At 72.3% G+C, this 19,266-nt stretch carries 15 protein-coding genes and 1 pseudogene; 5 read left to right on the top strand and 11 right to left on the bottom strand.

Annotation, left to right across the window (positions count from 1 at the left end):
• The 4 genes and pseudogenes from F6X68_RS18315 to murJ all read right to left on the bottom strand — a co-directional run.
• Positions 1 to 356, bottom strand: a pseudogene (locus tag F6X68_RS18315) (hypothetical protein); the annotation flags it as partial.
• Positions 353 to 1,138 (bottom strand): RNA polymerase sigma factor SigM, encoded by a 786-nt coding sequence (sigM, locus tag F6X68_RS18320; protein ID WP_151455446.1) that lies wholly within the window; start codon positions 1,136 to 1,138, stop codon positions 353 to 355. The pseudogene F6X68_RS18315 and the gene sigM, both read right to left, overlap by 4 nt.
• A gap of 43 nt (positions 1,139 to 1,181) precedes the next feature.
• Positions 1,182 to 2,786: a protein kinase family protein gene (locus tag F6X68_RS18325; RefSeq protein WP_151455435.1), complete on the bottom strand. Its 1,605-nt coding sequence runs from the start codon at positions 2,784 to 2,786 to the stop codon at positions 1,182 to 1,184.
• A gap of 461 nt (positions 2,787 to 3,247) precedes the next feature.
• A complete protein-coding gene (gene murJ / locus F6X68_RS18330; protein ID WP_151455436.1) occupies positions 3,248 to 4,990 on the bottom strand; it encodes a murein biosynthesis integral membrane protein MurJ in 1,743 nt (580 codons plus the stop codon).
• A gap of 135 nt (positions 4,991 to 5,125) precedes the next feature.
• Here murJ and F6X68_RS18335 point away from each other — a divergent pair, with 135 nt between their 5' ends.
• A complete protein-coding gene (locus F6X68_RS18335; RefSeq protein WP_151455437.1) occupies positions 5,126 to 6,586 on the top strand; it encodes a CCA tRNA nucleotidyltransferase in 1,461 nt (486 codons plus the stop codon).
• A gap of 142 nt (positions 6,587 to 6,728) precedes the next feature.
• On the opposite strand, the gene F6X68_RS18340 is transcribed toward F6X68_RS18335, so the two are convergent.
• From F6X68_RS18340 to F6X68_RS18355, 4 genes are all read right to left on the bottom strand, one after another.
• Positions 6,729 to 8,246 carry a flotillin family protein gene (locus F6X68_RS18340; RefSeq protein ID WP_151455438.1) on the bottom strand — a complete coding sequence of 506 codons (1,518 nt, stop codon included), beginning with the start codon at positions 8,244 to 8,246 and terminating at the stop codon, positions 6,729 to 6,731.
• 28 nt (positions 8,247 to 8,274) lie between these two features.
• A complete protein-coding gene (locus tag F6X68_RS18345) occupies positions 8,275 to 8,796 on the bottom strand; it encodes a hypothetical protein (protein WP_225852283.1) in 522 nt (173 codons plus the stop codon).
• Between the two features lie 66 nt (positions 8,797 to 8,862).
• Positions 8,863 to 10,002 (bottom strand): PD40 domain-containing protein, encoded by a 1,140-nt coding sequence (locus F6X68_RS18350; RefSeq protein ID WP_151455440.1) that lies wholly within the window; start codon positions 10,000 to 10,002, stop codon positions 8,863 to 8,865.
• Entirely contained in the window at positions 9,999 to 10,514 is a 516-nt protein-coding gene (locus tag F6X68_RS18355; RefSeq protein WP_151455441.1) for a SigE family RNA polymerase sigma factor, read from the bottom strand. The genes F6X68_RS18350 and F6X68_RS18355 overlap by 4 nt, the downstream gene beginning before the upstream one ends.
• A 254-nt stretch (positions 10,515 to 10,768) precedes the next feature.
• On the opposite strand from F6X68_RS18355, the gene F6X68_RS18360 reads away from it, so the two are divergent.
• Positions 10,769 to 11,248 (top strand): methylated-DNA--[protein]-cysteine S-methyltransferase, encoded by a 480-nt coding sequence (locus F6X68_RS18360; RefSeq protein ID WP_151455442.1) that lies wholly within the window; start codon positions 10,769 to 10,771, stop codon positions 11,246 to 11,248.
• A 26-nt stretch (positions 11,249 to 11,274) separates the two neighbouring features.
• On the opposite strand, the gene F6X68_RS18365 is transcribed toward F6X68_RS18360, so the two are convergent.
• The 3 genes from F6X68_RS18365 to F6X68_RS18375 form a co-directional block, all read right to left on the bottom strand.
• The gene (locus F6X68_RS18365) at positions 11,275 to 12,009 is read right to left on the bottom strand and encodes a hypothetical protein (protein WP_151455443.1); all 735 of its coding nucleotides are present in this window, start codon (positions 12,007 to 12,009) and stop codon (positions 11,275 to 11,277) included.
• Between the two features lie 143 nt (positions 12,010 to 12,152).
• Positions 12,153 to 13,232, bottom strand: a complete 1,080-nt coding sequence (locus F6X68_RS18370) for an inositol-3-phosphate synthase (RefSeq protein ID WP_089002814.1) — start codon at positions 13,230 to 13,232, stop codon at positions 12,153 to 12,155.
• Positions 13,233 to 13,255: 23 nt separating this feature from the next.
• Positions 13,256 to 13,894 (bottom strand): PadR family transcriptional regulator, encoded by a 639-nt coding sequence (locus F6X68_RS18375; RefSeq protein ID WP_121397428.1) that lies wholly within the window; start codon positions 13,892 to 13,894, stop codon positions 13,256 to 13,258.
• A gap of 174 nt (positions 13,895 to 14,068) precedes the next feature.
• Between F6X68_RS18375 and F6X68_RS18380 the strand changes: the two genes are divergently transcribed.
• The 3 genes from F6X68_RS18380 to F6X68_RS18390 form a co-directional block, all read left to right on the top strand.
• A complete protein-coding gene (locus F6X68_RS18380; RefSeq protein ID WP_132235496.1) occupies positions 14,069 to 14,536 on the top strand; it encodes a DUF5318 domain-containing protein in 468 nt (155 codons plus the stop codon).
• A gap of 197 nt (positions 14,537 to 14,733) precedes the next feature.
• Positions 14,734 to 17,655 (top strand): transglycosylase domain-containing protein, encoded by a 2,922-nt coding sequence (locus F6X68_RS18385; protein WP_151455444.1) that lies wholly within the window; start codon positions 14,734 to 14,736, stop codon positions 17,653 to 17,655.
• 117 nt (positions 17,656 to 17,772) lie between these two features.
• Positions 17,773 to 19,266, top strand: a 1,494-nt coding sequence (locus F6X68_RS18390) for a glycosyltransferase family 87 protein (protein WP_151455445.1), incomplete at its 3' end; no start/stop codon positions are given.

Below are 19,266 nucleotides of genomic sequence, written 5' to 3' on the forward strand. Positions count from 1 at the left end.
CCCGGCTCAACCCGGCCGGACCCCGACCGGCCCGGCTCGGATCGGCCCGGACCTGCGGAGTCCGCGGTGGCGAGGTCGGACGTGGTGCCGGGGTCGGACGCCGTGGCGTGGGCCAGGGCGGCAACGATCCGGTCGGTGACGTCGGCCGGCATCTCGGGTGCGGACGCGCCCCAGGTGGCCAGGTCCGCGTGGACGTCCGCCACGGCCGGGGCCAGCAGCGCGTACGCCTGCGCCCAGCCGGGGTCCTCGTCGACCAGTCGGGCGACGAGATCCTCGTCCGGGGTGCCGTCCAGCGCCCCGCCGAGGTAGTCGGCGAGCAGGTCGTGGTCGACCTCCCTGTACCCCCCGGCAGTCACGCGTCCTCCTGGTGGAGATCCCGCCGGGACCGTCCCGACCCCGATCGGACGCCCTCGGGCGACCGCGGGTTCCCTCGGGTGACGGCCGGCACGTTCGGGCCCGTCGCCGGGGCCGGCTCCGCCCGCTGCGGGGTGGCCTGCGGCTCCGTCTTCTGCCTGGCGGGGCGCAGGTGCCCGAGCTGTGTCGCCAGGCGGGCCCGGCCCCGGGCGCACCGGCTCTTGACCGTCCCCTCGGCCACGTCGAGGATCCGGGCCACCTCGGCCACGGGGTAACCCTGCACGTCGACCAGGATCAGCGCCGCCCGCTGCTCGGGCGGCAGATCGGCGAGTGCCTGCCGGACCACGAGCGCCGTGTCGTGGTCCTGGACGGGTGCCGCCGGCTCGACGCCCCCGGTGCCGGAATCGGTGTCCCGGACGCCGTCCGGCAGCGGCACCGTCGGGTGCGCCTGGCGGCGGCGGATCCGGTCCAGGCACGCGTTCACCACGATCCGGTGCAGCCAGGTGGTGACCGCCGAGTCGCCCCGGAACCGCCCGGCGGCGCGGTGGGCGGAGAGCAGGGCGTCCTGGAGGGCATCGGCGGCCTCCTCGCGGTCGCCGAGCGTACGCAGGGCCACCGCCCAGAGCCGGTCCCGGTGCCGGTGGAAGAGCTCGGCGAAGGCGTGCGGGTCGCCGGCCACGTGGGCGTGCAGGAGATCGAGGTCCGCCGGCCCGGACGGTGGCACCGACGACGAGACCGGCGGACCCGCCGGTCCACCGGTCACCCGTTCGCCGCGTACGCCCATCACCACGTCCGGCGGATGCGGTGCCCGGAGCGCGGTGGCCGCCTCACGACCCCTGGACCGTGATCTCCTGGACGCCGAGCTTGTAGCCGCCGTCGCTCGACGGCAGCTCGGTGATCCAGAACAGCAGGTAGCGGTACTTCTGGTCGGCGTTGAAGCCGTTGAAGGTCATCTTGGTGCCCTCGTGCTCCTCGAACGGCTGGCCGATCGCGGTCTTCCTGTAGTCCGCGAAGAGCTGGGCGTCCCCGGAGGACGACGACGGCCGGTCGGTGGTGCCGGCGTAGAGCTGGGCGGAGGCGCCCCGGGCGGACAGGAGCACCTGCACGGACTTGACCGTGTGCTCGCCGCCAAGGTCGATCCAGACGCCCATGCCCTTCTTGAGGTTGCCGAAGTTGGCGCGCCCCCGGTAGGTCTGGGTCTCCCAGCCCTCGTCCTCGTCCCCGTCGTACACCTTGTCGGCGTTGCGGACCTCGGTCCGGTCGCCCTCCGGGTCGATGATCCGGGCGGTGCTGATCTTCAGCGGCCCGGCCGTGATGGCGGCCGGGGTGGCGTCGCCGGCGGGCGCGTTCGACGAGGGCGCCGCGACCGGGTTGGTCTGTGGGTCGTCGTCACCGCCGCCCAGGGCGGTGATGCCGATCAGCAGGCCGACCAGCGCGACCGCCAGCAGGCTGGCGATACCGATCGCGACCTTGCGTCCGCCGGCGGCGGCGAGCGGCGACGGCTCCTCGCCGGTGTCGGCCGCGAAGCGCAGCGGGCCGGCGCTGTCGAGGAACTGCTCGTCGGCCGGCACGTCCAGCCGGGCCAGCTCGGCCGCGAGCACGTCCGACGAGGGCGGCTCGATCTCGGCGTCCAGCAGGTCCATGGTGAGGTCGTCGAGGTACGCCGGCACGCCCGCCCGCACCTGCCGGGGGGCGGCGATCGCGCCGGCCGCGTCGCGTACGGCGTCGGGGATGGCGGCCCGGCCGTGGCCGGCGGTGGCGCCACGCAGCGGGGCCTCGGCGTGCGGCCAGTGCCCGGTCAGGGCGAAGTAGAGGACCCCGCCGATCGCGCGGACGTCGCTCTGCTGGCTGTCGGCGCCGTCGGTGCGCGCGTCGGCCAGCACCACCCGGCCGTCGTCACTGATCATCACCGTGCCGGGGTGGACGTTGCCGTGCACCATGCCGGTGGCGTGCACGGCGGCGAGGGCGCTCGCGACCGCGTTGCCGATGGTGGTGGCGCGCGCCGGGTCCATCGGCCCGTCGGTGACCAGCTCGCGCAGCGACTGCCCGTCGACCCACTCCCGCACCACGTACGCCCGCTCGGCCTCGTCGATCGCGTCGTAGACGCCGACCAGGTTGGGGTGGATGACACGGCTGGCCGCGACGGCGCCCTGGAGCATCTCGGTGGCCGAGTCGCCACCCGGGTAGCGCAGCACGACCGCGACGGGACGGCGCAGGATGACGTCGACCCCGCGCCAGACCAGCCGACCCGCGCTGTCGTTGTTGATGTGCTCGACCAGCTCGTAACGCTCGGCGAGGATTTCACCGGCCGTGGGAGCACCGAAGGTCATGACCTGAGGAGCGCTCTCCTCCGCCTCCTGACCTTCGCCGACCTGGGTCACCCGTCCTCCCTCGGTGATCGTGTCGATCGATGGACCCGCGCTGCTGGGCATGTGGCTTCCCGCTCTGCCTTCGAAGGAACCGGCCGACCGGTGTCGACGCGGAGCGCCGGCGCCTGCCGTACCCGTCGAGAGCGACCTTACCCGGGTTGGCCGTCTCCCCGACATGTCATCTTCGCGCCGCTCCCGGGCCGAGCTGCCGGCAGGCGGCCGACTTGTCCGGTTGCTCCCGTTGTCAGCCACGTTGCTGGCACATGTACTGGCCAATCTAGAGGTTGGCCGCAAGCGTCCGCAGGGAGGGGGCCGGCCGTTGCGGCAATCGCGCCGACGCAGCCGGGTTCCCCCCGACCGGACCGCCATGCTCAGCCGTACGGCTGGTTATCCACAGGCCCTTTCGGTGCCTGAGCGGCGAATCACGGAGTTATCCACAGGCGCATCCCCAGGCTGGTGATCCTCGTTCACAGAGAGTGCAGTCCGCCCGCAGCGTGTCGCCCGCCCCGAGAGACGGGTTTCGGTCAGCGGCCCAGCCGGCGGCGGACCATGCCCACGACCTCGGTGATCTCGCCGATCCGCAGGAGCATGGCCAGCCCGAGGTACGTCCCGCCGATCACCGCCCCACCGACCACGAGCTGGACCGCCGCCGCCAACCAGCTCAGATCCTCCGGGTCACCAGGCAGCAGGTTCACCACCAGCAGCCCGACCAGGGCCGCCCCGAGCGCGGCCACCAGCACCTTGCCCATCGTTCGCGTGATCAGGCCCAGGCCGATCCGCCCCACCCGAGGCCGGAGCAGCATCGCGGAGATCACCGCCGCAGCCACGTACGAGATCGCGTTGCCGAGCATCATGCCCGCTGCCGCGAAGGTCGGCGAGAAGACGACGAAGAGGCCAACCTGGACCAGCACCCGCAGCACTACCACGGGGATGTTGACCAGCGCCGGGGTGCGGGTGTCCGGCAGGGCGTAGAAGGCGAAGGTGAAGAGCTGGCTGATCGCGAACGGCACCAGCCCCACCGCGGCGACCAGCAGCACCGTCGAGGTGGCCAGCGCGTTGTCACCGGTGAAGGCTCCGTACCGGAAGACCACCACCGAGATCGGCGCGGCCAGCACCGCGTAGCAGACCGCGATCGGGGCGAGCACCGCCGTGACCATCCGGGTGCCCCGGGACAGGTCGGCGGTGAGGTCGTGGAACCGACCGTCGGCGGCGGCACCGCTCATCCGGGGCATCAGCGCGGTGATGATCGAGACGGCGATGATGCCGTGCGCCATCATCAGGAGCAGGAAGACGTTGTTGTAGATCAGCAGGCCGGCGCTGTTTTCGCCGGCCGCGCGGGTGAGCAGGTTGACCACCACGAAGAGACCGAGCTGGTTGACCGCGACGTAGCAGAACATCCAGGCGCCGAGCTTGGCCAGCTCGCTCAGCCCCAGCTTGCGGAAGTCGAAGCGCCACTTCCAGCGGAAACCCACCTTGCGTAGCGCCGGAAGCAGGCCCGCGGTCTGCACGGCCACGCCGAGCAGGGTGCCCCCGCCGACCATCAGGATCCGGCCCCACCCCATCTGGTCCGGATTGATCGCCTTCGCGCCGTAGACCACGATGTAGAGGCCGAAGACGCCGATCACCACGAGGTTGTTCAGGATCGGCGCCCACATCGGTGCGGCGAAGTGCCCCCGGGTGTTCAGCACCGCGGCGATCAGCGCGCTCACGCCGGTGAAGAACAACATCGGCAGCATCAGGTACGACAGGTTGGTGACGAGGCCGGTGTAGTTCTTGTCCTTGCCGCCAGCGTAGAGGGCGGTCAGCACAGGGGCCAGGATCAGCGCGATCAGCACTGCCGCGGCCAGCGCGAGCACCGCCAGGGTGAGCAGCCGCTGCGCGTACGCCTCGCCCCGGTCCGGGTCGGCCTTGCGGCGGCGTACCAGCACCGGGATCAACACGCTGGTGAGCACGCCGCCGAGCAGGAACTCGTACACCTGGTTGGGTAGGAACACCGCGGTGGTGAACGCGTCACCGACCAGGCTGCCGAGCGCCGCGCCGATCATCAGGTTGCGGATGAAGCCGGTGCCCCGGCTGACCAGGCTGCCGGCCGCCATCACCGCGCTGTTCGCCGCGGCGCTGGTCTCCGCGACCACCTCCTGCGGGGGCGCGGTGGCCTCCACGCCGGGCTGGTTCAGCGGGTCGGCGGAGATGAAGGTGGCGTCGTCGCCCGGCGGCGGCCCGCCTCCCTGCGCGGCGTTCGCGCTGCGGTAGAGACCGCCGCTCATCTTGTCGCCTCCAAGGCAGAGAGGTACGTCGGAGCCGGGGCCCGGGCCCGCACGTCACAGACGATAGTCAACGGCCACCCGTTACCCGCGCCCGGCGGACCGCATCCTCGTCGGGACCGATAGTCTGGCGCTCCCATGTCCGAAGCCTCCGCTCCCCACGCCGCCGACCGCCGCGAACTCACCGCCGCGCAGCGCAACGCCGTCGCCGAACTGCTCCGGGTCTCCCCGGTCGCCGACGAGTTGGGCCGCCGGTTCGCGCGGGCCGGCCACGAGCTGCACCTGGTGGGCGGTTCGGTACGCGACGCCCTGCTCGGCCGCCTCGGCGACGACCTCGACTTCTGCACCGACGCGCACCCCGACGAGACCCTGCGCATCGTGCGCGGCTGGGCCGAGTCGATCTGGGAGACCGGCCGGGAGTTCGGCACCATCGGGTGCCAGCGCGACGGGCTGCGGCTGGAGATCACCACCTTCCGTGCCGAGTCCTACGACCAGGTCAGCCGCAACCCGATCGTCGAGTACGGCACCGACCTCGCCGAGGACCTGCGGCGGCGCGACTTCACCATCAACGCGATGGCGGTCAGCCTGCCCGAGCACCGGTTCACCGACCCGCACGGCGGGCTGGACGACCTGGCCGCCAAGGTGATCCGCACCCCGGGCACCCCGGCGGAGTCCTTCGGCGACGACCCGCTGCGGATGCTGCGCGCGGCCCGCTTCGCCGCGCAGCTGCGCTTCGCCGTGCACCCCGACGCGTACGCGGCGATGACCCGGATGGCCGGCGACCTGGACCGGATCACGGCGGAGCGGATCCGCGACGAGTTCACCAAGCTGCTCTGCGGCGCGGACCCGATCACCGGGCTGCGGCTGCTGGTCGACACCGGGCTCGCCGAGCGCTTCCTGCCGGAGCTGACCGGGCTCAAGCTGGAGATCGACGAGCACGCCCAGCACAAGGACGTCTACGAGCACACCCTGACCGTGGTGAGCAACGCCGTCTCGTACGAGACGGAGGGGCCGGACTTCGTCCTGCGGATGGCCGCGCTGATGCACGACGTCGGTAAGCCGGCGACGAAGGCGGTGGGCTCGGACGGCCGGGTCAGCTTCCACCACCACGAGGTGGTCGGCGCCCGGCTCACCAAGGCCCGGCTGAAGGCGCTGCGCTACCCGAAGGAGATCACCTCCAAGGTGACCGCGCTGGTGGCGCTGCACCTGCGCTTCTACGGCTACGGCCGGGGCGAGTGGACCGACTCGGCGGTGCGCCGATACGTCGCCGACGCCGGTGACCTGCTGCCGCGGCTGCACAAGCTGACCCGGTCGGACTGCACCACCCGCAACCGCCGCAAGGCGGCCCAGCTCGCCGCCGACTACGACGCGCTGGAGGAGCGGATCGCCCGGATCGCCGCCGAGGAGGATCTGGCGCGGGTCCGGCCCGACCTGGACGGCAACGCCATCATGGAGCTGCTGGGCGTACCGCCGGGACCCGTCGTCGGACAGGCCTGGAAGCACCTCAAGGAGCTGCGCCTGGAGCGCGGCCCGCTGGACCGCGACGAGGCCGAGGCGGAGCTGCTGCGCTGGGCCCGCGACGAGGGCATCGTCGAGTAGCCCGGCCAGGGCGCCACGGACCTGTCGGCCTTCCGGGAGCCGGTCCGGCGCGAACCGCGTCCGACGGAACGAGAAGGGCGCCGCCCCCGGCCGGGGACGGCGCCCTGTCGCGCTCAGCGGATCCGACCGCTGCCGGGTCGCGTCAGCGGGTTTCGACCGCCGTGCCGTCGACCGGCGGCTTGCCGTTGCCCGGGGTCGCCGCCGCCGAGCCGAGCTTGCCAAGCAGGCCGGCGAGGTCGATGCCGGTCAGGTCGCTGCCGAGCTGGAGCCCCTGGGCCACGTTGCCCGCCACCGACTTGGTCAGCGAGGAGGCGCCGTCGGTGGAGATGACGGTCATCTTGTCGATCGCGCCGATCGGGGCGCTGGCCGCCTCGACGACCTGCGGCAGCACCTTGACCAGCAGGTCCAGCACGGCGGCTTCGCCGTACGCCGCGAAGGCCTCGGCCTTGCGGGCCATCGCGTCGGCCTCGGCCTGCCCCTTGGCCAGGATGGCCGCGGCCTCGGCCGCACCCTCCCGCTCGACCGCCTCGGCGATGGCGGAGCGGCGGCGCTGCTCGGCCTCACCCTCCTTGGCGCCTTCGATGGCGTTGGCCTCGGCCAGCGCGGCCCGGCGGGCCCGCTCGCCCTCACCGGTGAGCCGGGCCTGCTCGGCGGCGGCCTGGGCGGCGGCGATGACGGCCTGGCGCTGAGCGTCGGCGTTGAGTACGGCCGCGTTGCGGGACGCCTCGGCCTCCTGCTCCACCTTGTACCGGGCGGCGTCGGCCGGCTTGCGCACCTCCGTGTCGAGCTGACGCTGCTTGAGCTCGGCGTTGCGCTCGGCGACCTTCTGCTGCTCGGAGAGGATCGCCTGGTCCCGCTCGGCCTGGGCCAGCGGCCCGGCGGCGGCGGACTTCGCCTTGGCCGCGTCGATCTCCGCCTGGATGGCGGCCTGCTTCAGCGACAGGTTCCGGTTGGCCTCGGCGATGGCCTCCTCGGCGAGCAGCCGCTCCTGCTCGGCCTGCTGCCGGGCCCGCGCCTCGGCGATGGCCGCGTCCTTGAGCACCCGGGCGGCCTCCGGCCGGCCCAGGTCCTGGAGGTAGGAGCCCTCGGCCAGGATGTCCTGGAGCTGGAAGGTGTCCAGCACCAGGCCCTGGTTGGTCATCGAGTGCTCGGCCTCCTCGGCGACCGCGCTGGCGAACGCCGCCCGGTCCCGGATGACCTCCTCGACGGTGAGCCGGCCGACGATCGAGCGCAGCGCGCCGGCCAGCACCTCCCGGGTGAAGTCCTCGATCTCGTCCTGCTGGTGCAGGAAGCGCTGCGCGGCGGCGCGGATGGCGTCCTCGGTGCCGCCGACCTTGACGATCGCGACGCCGTGCAGGTCGGCACGGATGCCCTGCTTGCTGACCGCGCCCTTGATGCCGACGTCGATCCGCCGGCTGGACAGGTCGAGCGACTGGAGCTTCTGCACCACGGGCAGGACGAAGACGGACGCGCCGAGCACGACCTTCTGCCCGGAGTTGTCGGTCGACCGGCCGCCGTCGGCGGTCTGCGTGGTGCGGCCCTTGCGGCCGGTGACGATGAACGCCTCGTTCGGCCCGGCCACCTTGATGCGGGAGAGCACGAAGAGCACGAGCACGAGGACGAGGAGGACCGCGCCGCCGATGGCGATGAGAAGGGGCATGTGACCGTCCTGTTTTCTATGAGGGGGTTCAGTAGGTCTCGACGTGCACGCTGGTCTCGCTGAGCGCCTCGACCACGAAGATCTGGGCGCCGACCGGGATCGGCCGGTCGGCGCGGGCGTTGAGCTTGACCGGCTGGCCGGCCACCCGGACCCGGACCTCGCCGTAGCCGTCGGCGGGCACGGGGGTGACCACCAGGCCGAGCGCGCCGACCAGGTGGTGGCGGGTGGGGGTGGGGTCGGTGCGCATGTCGCGGGCCGCCCGGCTCAGCCGGGCCGCGGCCCAGGCGGTGGGCACGGCCGCGACGACGCCGCCGGCCAGGGCCACGGCGATCATGCCGGGCGTACGCCCACCGACCAGCTCGTTGACGATCGCGGCGCCGAAGCCGAGCGCTCCGGTGAACCCGGCGACCGCCTCCACCGACACCGGACCGTCGAAGTCCGGGTTGCCGAAGTGGAGCAGCTCGCCGCCGAGCAGGGCGAGCGCCAGCACCGCGACGCCCGCGCCGCCGATGATGAGGAAGATCAGCGTCCCCGTGGCCACGGCCTGCACGGTATCGGTGCCCCGCAACGTCGGTCGGGACGCCGGCGGCTCGGCGGGGCCGCGACGTGGGGCCGTTCAGCGGGGCGCGATCGCGAGGGTCAGGTTGACGTCCAGCGACGCGGGGAGGGCCTGCCTCGCCAGTTCCCGACCGTCGAGGTCGACCAGCACCATCTCGGCCGTCCAGCCGACGCGGTGCAGCAGCCGGTCGTCGGCGACCCACACGGCGTCCTCGGCGGGAGCCGGGCCGATCACCCGCCCGGTCGCCACCTCCGCCAGCTTCGGGCCGTCCTGACCCTTGACGATCACGAGCCGCCCGTCCGGCGACCACGACCAGGGGCCGGCCGGGTCGCCCGGGACGGGCACGAACCGGGTCGGCCGGCCGTCCGTGGCGGAGAAGAACTGCACGCCCCGGCGCGCGTGCGGCCGGGACTCCGAGCGCGGGGCACCCGGATCGGTCTGCTGGAGCGCGACCTCCCGGCCGTCCCGGCTCCAGGTGAAGAAGCAGTGGTCGGTGCAGAAGTACCGGTCGGTGTCCACCGGGAAGGTGCGGTAGGCGCCGGTGGCCGCGTCGAGCACGCCGAGGGAGAAGCTGGCGCTCTCCTTGTCCAGCACGGTCAGCGCCAACCGCCGCCCGTCCGGCGACCAGTGCGGGGTCATGATGTGGCTGCCGGTGCGGACCCAGCGGACCGTCCCCTGGCCCAGGTCGAGCAGGCCGATCCGGCCGGCGCGTTCGTAGTCGACGACGGCGGCGGTCCCGCCACGGGGCGCGGCCCACGTCTCCTCGTACCGGCGGTCGGCGGCGACGTACCGGCCGCGCTCGCGGTCCAGGGCGTACCCCTGCACGGCGGGAGTGCCGGTGGAGGTGGCGCCGGTCAGCACCCAGTCGCCGGGCAGCGTCACGACAGCCCGCGTCCAGTCGCCGGTCGGCGCGGGGACGACGGACATCGTGCGCGGGGCGGCCGACACCGTCGCCACCGGGGTGACGACCGGTGCCCAGGTGGCGGTGTCCGGGGGTGCGCCGGATCGCAGCCAGACGTACGGCCCGACGAGGGCGACCAGCGCCGCGACGGCGCCCCCGGCGGCGGTCGTGCGGCGACGGCGACGCAGCCGTCGGCCCCGTCGCAGGGCCCGGTCGGCGAGGTCGGGCGCCGCCCGGGCCTCGGCCGCGATCTCCCGTACGGCGGAACGCAGGACGTCCTCCCCGGAGCCGTTCATCGGACCTCCTCCGTGACACTGTCGTCGAGGACGGGTACCAGTTGCCGCAGTCTGGCCAGTGCCTTCGAGGTCTGGCTGGCGACCGTGCCGGCACGGCAGCCGAGCAGCGCGGCGGTCTGCTCGACGCTGAGGTCCTCCAGGTAGCGCAGGGTCAGCACGGCGCGTTGCCGGGGCGGCAGCGACAGCAACGCGTCGCGCAGCAGCATCCGCAGGTCGGCGTCCTGACCGCTGTCCCGGCTGCCCACCCGCTCGGGCAGCACCGCGACCGGCACCTCCGGCCGCCGGGACCGGCGCCGCCATCCGGAGACCTGGTCGTGGTAGAGGATCCGCCGCACGTACGGCTCGGCGTCGCCGCGGATCCGGGGCCACCGGGCGTACGCCTTGGCCAGCGCGTTCTGCAGCAGGTCCTCGGCGCCGTGCTGGTCGCCGGCCAGGGCGTATGCGATGCGCAGCAGGACGTTTCCCCGTTCGTTGACGAACGCGGTGAACTCCCCGTCGGTCCCTTCGGTCACCGCCCACCTCCGGTAGCTCTGACGCTCCCCGGCGTCCGAACTTTGCCGTCGCCCGCAATCCAGATGTTGACAAGATCCGGATCGGGCGCCGATCTCGACATCGACGAGAAGGAGCCACGCTTGTCCTCGGCAACCCCTGACCACCGTCGGCAGCTGACCGGCCCGGCCGCCTCTCGACGGCGACCCGGATGCCCGGCGGCCCGTCCGGCGGCTCGGGCGGGAGGCACTGTCGGGGCACCGGGGACAATGGGGGGATGCGCTGGACCGTGCTCGACTCCCCGATCGGCGAGTTCTCCGTCGCCACCGACGGCACCCACGTGTGCCGGGCCCACTTCGGCCGGGTCGACGCAGCGACCGAGGAGCCGGGCGACGAGGCGGCCCGACAGGCGCTGGCGGAGCTGCGGGCGTACTTCGCGGGCGAGCTGACCGGGTTCGCGGTGCCGCTGGCCGCGCCGGGCGGGTCCGACTTCGAACGGGGCGTCTGGCGGGAGATGACCCGCATCCCGTACGGGGAGACGCTCACCTACGGCGAGGTGGCCCGCCGGCTCGGCGACCCGGGTGCCGCACGCGCGGTCGGGGTGGCCTGCAACCGCAACCCGATCCCGGTGCTCGTGCCGTGCCACCGGATCGTCGGTGCCGGCGGCAAGCTGGTCGGTTTCGGCGGCGGCCTGGACCGGAAGGTGAAGCTGCTGGAGTTGGAGGCCGGGGTCGCCCTGCGCCGCGCCTGGTCCTGACGCGGTCCCGCCCGCACCCGCCCGGTTCAGCTCGGGGCGGGCAGGCAGCCGCCGTCGGCGATGCGGGTGCCGATCTCCACCGTGACGTCGCCCGCCCGGACGCTGCCGAAGACGCACGCCCGGCCGGTCCAGCCCGCGAAGACCAGCCCGTCGACGGGGCCGAGGTCGAGCCGGCCCGGTGGTCGCACGGTGACCCCGGTCAGCCCCGTCGCCACGATCGCCCGCCGGACGGCCTCCTGCCCGGGCTCGTCCCGGCCGCCGGCGGTCAGCAGGTTGAGGCTCTTCCTGACGTCCGCAGCGCAGGCCCGTGCGCCGCTGGCCGCCTCCTCGCCGAGCGTCCCGCGCTGCCGGAAGGCGTCATTGGCCGCCTGCTGGCGGCGGAACTCCTCCGCGCGACGCTGCTCGTCGGTCAGCGGCTGTCGGGTGCCGGGTGGACGCGACGTGACGGCCGGGACACCGCCACCGGACGGGGCGACCTGCCCGGGGCGCGCGACCGGCGTGCCCGCCCTGACGCAGTCGGCCTCGGGCGGCGCTGGGGAGGTGACTGGGCGGGCCGAGCCGACGCCGCCGTCCGGTGCCGTGCTGGCTGCCGGTGCCGTGCCACCGGCTGTCGTGGTGCCGTCGGCCGGTGCCACGCCGCCGGCCGGCGCGCTGGTCGGGTCGGATCCCGGTGCCGCGCAGCCGACGAGGACCGGAAGGAGCACCGCGACGGCGAAAGCCCCGACGACCCGTCGCGCGCCGCCATGAGGGAGGGACGTCACGTCGGTCAGCGTAACGGCGCGCCGCCGTCCCTTCGACCCCGTGTGCGGCCGGTGGCCGTTGCGCGTACGGCTGCGGAAGGGCCGGACGCGGCGAGGGCCGGGTCCGTGCGGACCCGGCCCTCGATGGTGCTGGTGTCGGCGCGTCAGCGCTCGGCGTCACCGGCGATGAACGCCTCGACGGCGGCGTGCGCGTCGTGGTCGGCGTACTGCACCGGCGGGGACTTCATGAAGTACGACGAGGCCGACAGGATCGGGCCGCCGATCTTCCGGTCCAGCGCGATCTTCGCGGCGCGGACGGCGTCGATGATGACACCGGCCGAGTTCGGCGAGTCCCACACCTCGAGCTTGAGCTCGGCGTTCAGCGGGGTGTCGCCGAAGGAGCGGCCCTCCAGGCGGATGTACGCCCACTTGCGGTCGTCCAGCCACGGCACGTGGTCCGACGGGCCGATGTGCACGTCGCTCTTGCTCATCTCGTGCGGGATCTGCGAGGTGACCGACTGGGTCTTCGAGATCTTCTTCGAGACCAGGCGGTTGCGCTCCAGCATGTTCATGAAGTCCATGTTGCCGCCGAAGTTGAGCTGGTACGTGCGCAGCAGCTCGACGCCCCGGTCCTCGAACAGCTTCGCCAGCGCGCGGTGCACGATGGTGGCGCCGACCTGGCTCTTGATGTCGTCGCCGACGATCGGCAGGCCCGCGTCCTCGAACTTCTTGGCCCACTCCGGGTCGGAGGCGATGAAGACCGGGAGCGCGTTGACGAACGCGCAACCGGCGTCGATCGCGGCCTGGGCGTAGAACTTGTCGGCCTGCTCGGAACCGACCGGCAGGTACGAGACCACGACGTCGACCTGCGCGTCGCGCAGCGCCTGGGCGACGTCGACCGGCTTGGCGTCGGACTCCTCGACGATCTCGCGGTAGTACTGGCCCAGACCGTCGAAGGTCGGACCGCGCTGCACGGTGACGCCGGTCGGCGGCACGTCGCAGAGCTTGATGGTGTTGTTCTCGCTGGCGACGATCGCCTCGGCGAGGTCCATGCCCACCTTCTTGGCGTCCACGTCGAACGCCGCGACGAACTGCACGTCCGAAACGTGGTAGTCGCCGAAGGTGACGTGCATGAGACCCGGGACGCGGTCGTTCGGGTCGGCGTTCCGGTAGTACTCCACGCCCTGTACGAGGGACGAGGCGCAGTTACCCACACCGACGATGGCGACGCGGACGGAGCCCATAGCGTCTGCCTCCTTCTTCTTCATCACGGCCGCTCTTTCCTGGACTCTCCAGGCGGAGGCGGGCTGTTGTCTTCTCGTCGGCCGCCGGCCGTCCCGGTTGACGGGACCGTCGGGGCACGGCCGGAGCGCTCGTTGGCGATGAGCTCCTCCAGCCAGCGGACCTCGCGCTCACAGGCGTCCAGGCCGTGGCGCTGCAGTTCCAGCGTGTAGGCGTCGAGCCGCTCGGCCGCCCTGCCGAGCACGTCGCGAAGCCCTTCACGGCGTTCCTCGATCTTTCGCCGGCGACCCTCGAGGATGCGGAGCCGGGTCGCCTGGTCGGTCCGGGCGAAGAACGCGAAGTGCACGCCGAAACCCGTGTCGTCGTACGTCTCCGGCCCGGTCTGCGCGATCAGTTGGGCGAAGCGTTCCTTGCCCTCCGCCGTGATCTCGTAGACCACCCGACCTCGTCGGCTGGTCAGCGCGGGAACCTCCTCGACCGTGGCGGGTGCCTCCGCGGCCTCGGTGATCCATCCCGCCGCCTGCAACCTGCGCAGCGTGGGATAGAGCGAGCCGTAGCTGATCGCCGCCCTGATCGCACCGAGCTTGGCGGTCAGCTCCTTGCGCAGCTCGTAGCCGTGCATCGGAGACTCCTGCAGGAGGCCGAGGATGGCGAGCTCGAGCACGGGCCATCCTCTCTGTACCCTCTACGCGGAGCGGTAACCGCCGCGATGTATCGGACCGATACATCGCACGCTAGCGGATCGCCGTGATCAGGGCAAACCCCCGCTCCGAGGTTCTCCGGTCACGCATCGTCACCGTGGTCGCCCCGTCCGACGAGACCGCGTACCCTTCTCCGCATGCGTACGCAGCGCCAGGTAGTCGACTACTCGCTCCGGAAGCGAGCGGTGCTGCGTGAGCTCCTCGCGGGCCGGGTCGGCACGTACGACGTCTGCGACGCCTCGCCCTACCTGAAGAACGCCGCCCGCTTCCACGGGGAGCCGACCGACGAGCGGTGTCCGATCTGCCGGAGCGAGAACCTGACCCACGTCCACTACATTTACGGCGACGAACTCAAGCAGTCAGCCGGCCAGGCCCGGACACTGGCCGAGTTGCCGGTGCTGGCGATGACGGTGCGTGAGTTCCAGGTCTTCGTGGTGGAGGTGTGCCTCGGCTGTGACTGGAACCATCTCGTCGAGCAGTACCTGCTCGGCCGGGACGGCCTGACCGGGAGTCCGGAGGGTGGGCAGGAGCAGGACGCGGTGGGCGGCGCGGCCGCCTCGGGTAACGGTGCGGGCAGTCGACGGAGGCGAGAGGCGCAACGGTGATCTTCGCTCGATCGGCCGACCCCGGCCAGCGCACGCACGCCTGGGGAGACCGACGGATCGTTGGTCTGATTGGCCCGATTGATTCGCAAGTGGCACCTGTCGACCGGCACGCACGTGCCGCCCTCGACAGGTGTCCCATCTCACGGCAAACCGGTGGCGGCGCAGTCGCGTCCCACCGCGACGGCAGGGTGTGAGGAATGAACTCGTACGGCGATTCCAGTTCCCCGCGCGGGCGGGCCCAGATTCCGGGCCAGCACGGCGACCCCGGCGGTGACGCCTCCGGGGGCGGCTGGTCGGCTGCACAGGACGGTACGGCACCCGCGGGCCGCGCCTCGGTCGCGCCCCGCGCCGCCGGCGGGCGGGCCTCGGTCGGCGGCTCGGCCGCCGTTCCGCCGCGCGGCGGTTCCGTTCCCGGTTCGGCGTCCGCAGCCGTTCCGCCGCGCGCCGGAACAGCCTCGGTGGGCTCCGCCTCGGTGGGTTCGGCCTCGGTCGGTCGGGCGGCGCCCGGCCGGGCCGTGCCGGTCTCGCCTGCGCCCGGCGTCGGCCGGGCGGCGGGCTCGGGTCGCGCTTCGGTGCCGGTCTCCCCGGCCGGCGGGCCGGCAGGTCGCGCCTCGGTGGGCTCCGCCGCCGTCGGCGCCGCCCCGGCCGGACGGGCCAGCGTCGGATCGGCGGCGGTCGGCGGCGTCAGCGGCCGCGCCTCGGCCCGGGCGAGCGTCTCGCCGGCCGCAGGCGGCCCGGGTGGGCCCGGCGGGCCGACCGGCCCCGGTCGGCGCGGGCGCGGCGCGGGCAACCCGGCCGGTGCGTCGCGGGCGAAGAAGCGCAAGCGGGTCAACATGCTGATCGCCGCCTTCGCCGTGTTCATCATGCTCGCCGGGCTCGGCGTCGTCGGCTTCACCTACTACTCGACCAACGTGGTCCTTCCGGAGGACACCACGCCGCCGCAGGCGACCACCCTCTACGCGTCCGACAACAAGACGATCATCGCGAAGGTCGGCACGCAGAACCGGACCCTGGTCACCATCGACCAGATCCCGAAGTGGGTGCAGGACGCCGTCGCCGCGGCCGAGGACCGCAACTTCTACGAGCACTCGGGTGTGGACTACAAGGGCATCGTCCGGGCCGCGTGGAACAACGTCTCCGGCGGCAGCAAGCAGGGCGCCTCGACGATCACCCAGCAGTACGCGCGCAACGCGTTCGACAACCTGAAGGACGACACCTACGCCCGGAAGGTCAAGGAGGCGATTCTCGCCTCCAAGCTCAACGACGAGTACACCAAGCCGCAGATCATGCAGCACTACCTGAACATCATCTACTTCGGGCGGGGCGCGCACGGCATCGAGGCGGCGGCGCAGACGTACTACGGCAAGCCGGCGAACAAGCTGAGCGTGGCCGAGGGCGCGGTCCTCGCCGCGCTGATCAAGCAGCCGGAGGCCGGCATGGGCCACAAGGGCTACGACCCGGCGGTGAACCTTGCCGAAGCCAAGTCCCGCTGGGAGTACGTGATCGGCGGCATGGTCGCCGAGGGCTGGCTGAACGCCCCGGGCAAGCCGGCGGCGCCCACCCTGGCCGAGTACCCGATGCCCAAGAAGCCGAACCAGGGCGGCGCCGGCATCGACTTCGGCGTCAACACCCCGTACGGCAACGTGATCAACTACGTCAAGCAGGAGATGCGGGACAAGGGCATCTGCGTCGACAAGGAGGAGCAGATCACCGACGCCAAGCCGCTCTGTTCCCAGGCGCTCATGTCGGGTGGCTACAAGATCCGCACCACGATCGACACGAAGATCCAGGAGGCGGCGGTCGAGACCGCCCAGCGCAGGACCAAGGGATCTGAACTCGCCGGCCAGCCGCCGAACCTGATGGCGGCGGTGGTCGCCATCGAGCCGAAGAACGGTCGCGTGCTCGCCTACTACGGCGGCGACAACGGCACCGGCACCGACTACGCCGGCAGGAACATCGACTCCTCCGGCAACCCCTACGGCGGTCACCCGCCGGGCTCGAGTTTCAAGATCTACACGCTGGCGGCGGCGCTCAAGGAGGGCAAGGCCCTCGAGTCGCGCTGGAAGGGCAAGGCCTTCACCCCGAAGGACACCAAGTTCAAGGTCAGCAACGCCGGCGTCGACAACCCGGAGTGCGGCAACTCCTGCACCCTGACGGTCTCCACCCTCAAGTCGCTGAACGTGCCGTTCTACCACGTCACCGAGGCGATCGGCCCGGACAAGGTCGTCGACATGGCGGCCAAGGCCGGGGTCAGCATGATGTGGCGGTCGGACACCGACCCGCCGAAGGGCTACGACCTCACCAAGACCGACCCGAAGGACATCGCGCCGAACCCGTTCTTCCACGTCATCGGCTACGGCCAGTACCCGATCACCGTCCTGGACCACGCCAACGGCGTCGCCACCTTCGCCAACCAGGGCCGCTACCACAAGGCCCACTTCCTCTACTCCGTCGAGAAGAGGGACGAGGCCACCGGCAAGTGGAAGAAGATCGCCGACGAGGGTTCCCTCAAGGGTGAGCAGCGCATCGACAAGGACGTCGTGGCGGACGTGACCTCGGTGCTGGAGCAGTACCCGGCGCGGGTCGACCACAAGCTCGACGACGGCCGGAAGGCCGCTTCCAAGACCGGCACCTGGGAACTCAAGGCGGACAGCGACGACAACGGCGACGCCTGGATGATCGGCTACACCCCGCAGATCGCCACCGCCGTCTGGGTCGGCAACGTCAAGGACCGCAAGCCGCTCAAGCTGAAGAACGGCAACAAGATCAGTGGCGGCAACCTGCCGGGCACCATCTGGGAACGGTTCATGGACGAGGCACACAAGGTCAAGAAATGGGAGAAGAAGGACTTCCCGCCTGCGGCGAACGTCGGCAATCCGAACACCGGCAACGGTGAGGCGCCCCCGCCCCCGCCGCCTCCGACGGGCCCGCCGAACTGCGGTCCGCTGGAGCTGCTCTGCCCGCCCGGCGGCAACAACGGCGGTGGCAATCCCCCCGGTGGCCCCGGTGGCCCCGGCGGGCCCACCGCGCCCACCACCCCGACCGATCCGCGCCCCGGCCGGGACGGTGGCGGCGGCGGGCTGCTACCGAGCCTGACACCCAGACCGGACAACGACTGATCGACGAACGCCGCCGGCGGCCGGAGCACCTCTCCGGCCGCCGGCGGCGTTTCGCGTATCGACGTGTCGTGAGAGGGAGGGGACGCGGAGGCCCGATGTACGGCAGGATGCACCTTCATGAGCACGCAGTCGACGCGAGGCATCGACGACGCCGGTGCCCCTGACCATCCGTCCCGCTCCGACGGCTTCGTCCGGGGCCTCTCCGGCGCCATCGGCGGCCCGCTGGGCGACCACGCCGTCGCCCTGGACCGGCCCGCCGGGCGGGAGAACCGGTTCTGGACCGCGACCCGCATCGTCCTGGCCCTGGTCTGCCTGACCCTGGCGTTGCACTGGGTGCAGAAGTCGCCCTGCCAGGACGGCGCCTGGCAGAACAACGTGCAGTACACCCGGTTCTGCTACACCGACGTGCTGGCGCTCTACTACGCCGAGCGGCTCAACGAGGGTGCGGTGCCCTACCAGGACCACCCCGTCGAGTACCCGGTGCTCACCGGCTACTTCATGGGCGCCCTCGGCCTGCCCGTGCACGCCCTCGGCCAGAACGACCCGGGGCTCAACCAGGGCATGTGGTTCTACAACCTGAACGCGCTGGTGCTCGGCGCGCTGGCGGTCGCCACCGTGGCGATGCTCCTCGCCCTACGCCGCCGGCGACCATGGGACGCCGCGCTCTTCGCGCTCGCCCCCGCGCTGATGCTCACCGCCACGGTCAACTGGGACCTGCTCGCCATCGGCCTGGCCGCGTTCGGCCTCTTCGCCTGGGCCCGCAGCCGACCACTGGCGGCCGGCGTCCTGCTCGGTCTCGCCGGGGCGGCCAAGATGTGGCCGCTGTTCATCCTCGGCCCGATCCTGGTGCTGGGACTGCGCGCCGGGCGGCTCCGCGCCGCCCTCACCGCCCTCGGCGCGGCCCTCGTCTCCCTGGTCCTCGTGAACCTTCCGGTCGCCATTCCCTACCGGGAGAACTGGGACCGCTTCTTCGAGCTGAACTCGACCCGGCCCATCGACTGGGGCACCCTCTGGTACATCGGCCGCTACCTGGACGGAAAGTTCGGCAACGCCAACCCCGCCGACCTCGGGCCGTTCGAGTGGCTCAACGCCAACATCCCGACGCTGAACACCCTGTCGTACGCCCTCTTCGGGCTGGCCTGCCTCGGGGTGGCCGCGCTGGGGCTGCTGGCCCCGCGCCGGCCCCGGCTCGCCCAGCTCGCGTTCCTGGTGGTCGCCGCCTTCCTGATCTTCAGCAAGGTGTGGTCGCAGCAGTTCGTGCTCTGGCTGCTGCCGCTGGTGGTGCTTGCCCGCCCGAAATGGGGCGCCTTCCTCGCCTGGCAGGTGGCCGAGGTCTGCTACTTCGTGGCGTTCTACGGCGAGCTGCTCGGCGCGGCGACCAGCAAGCCGGTCTTCCCGGAGGGCGTCTTCGTGCTGGCGTCGACGCTGCGCCTGGCCACCGTCGTGGTGCTCTGCGTGCTGGTCGTCCGGGAGATCCTGAACCCCGAACTGGACGCGGTCCGCAAGACCTATCCGGACGATCCAGACGGTGGCGTGTTCAACGGCACCAGGGACGCATCCTGGGTGGCTCGCTGGCGTCGACCAGCCCCGGCCTCGCCGCAACCGACGGAG

The organism is Micromonospora sp. AMSO12t (assembly GCF_008806585.1).
GTDB lineage: Bacteria > Actinomycetota > Actinomycetes > Mycobacteriales > Micromonosporaceae > Micromonospora > Micromonospora reichwaldensis.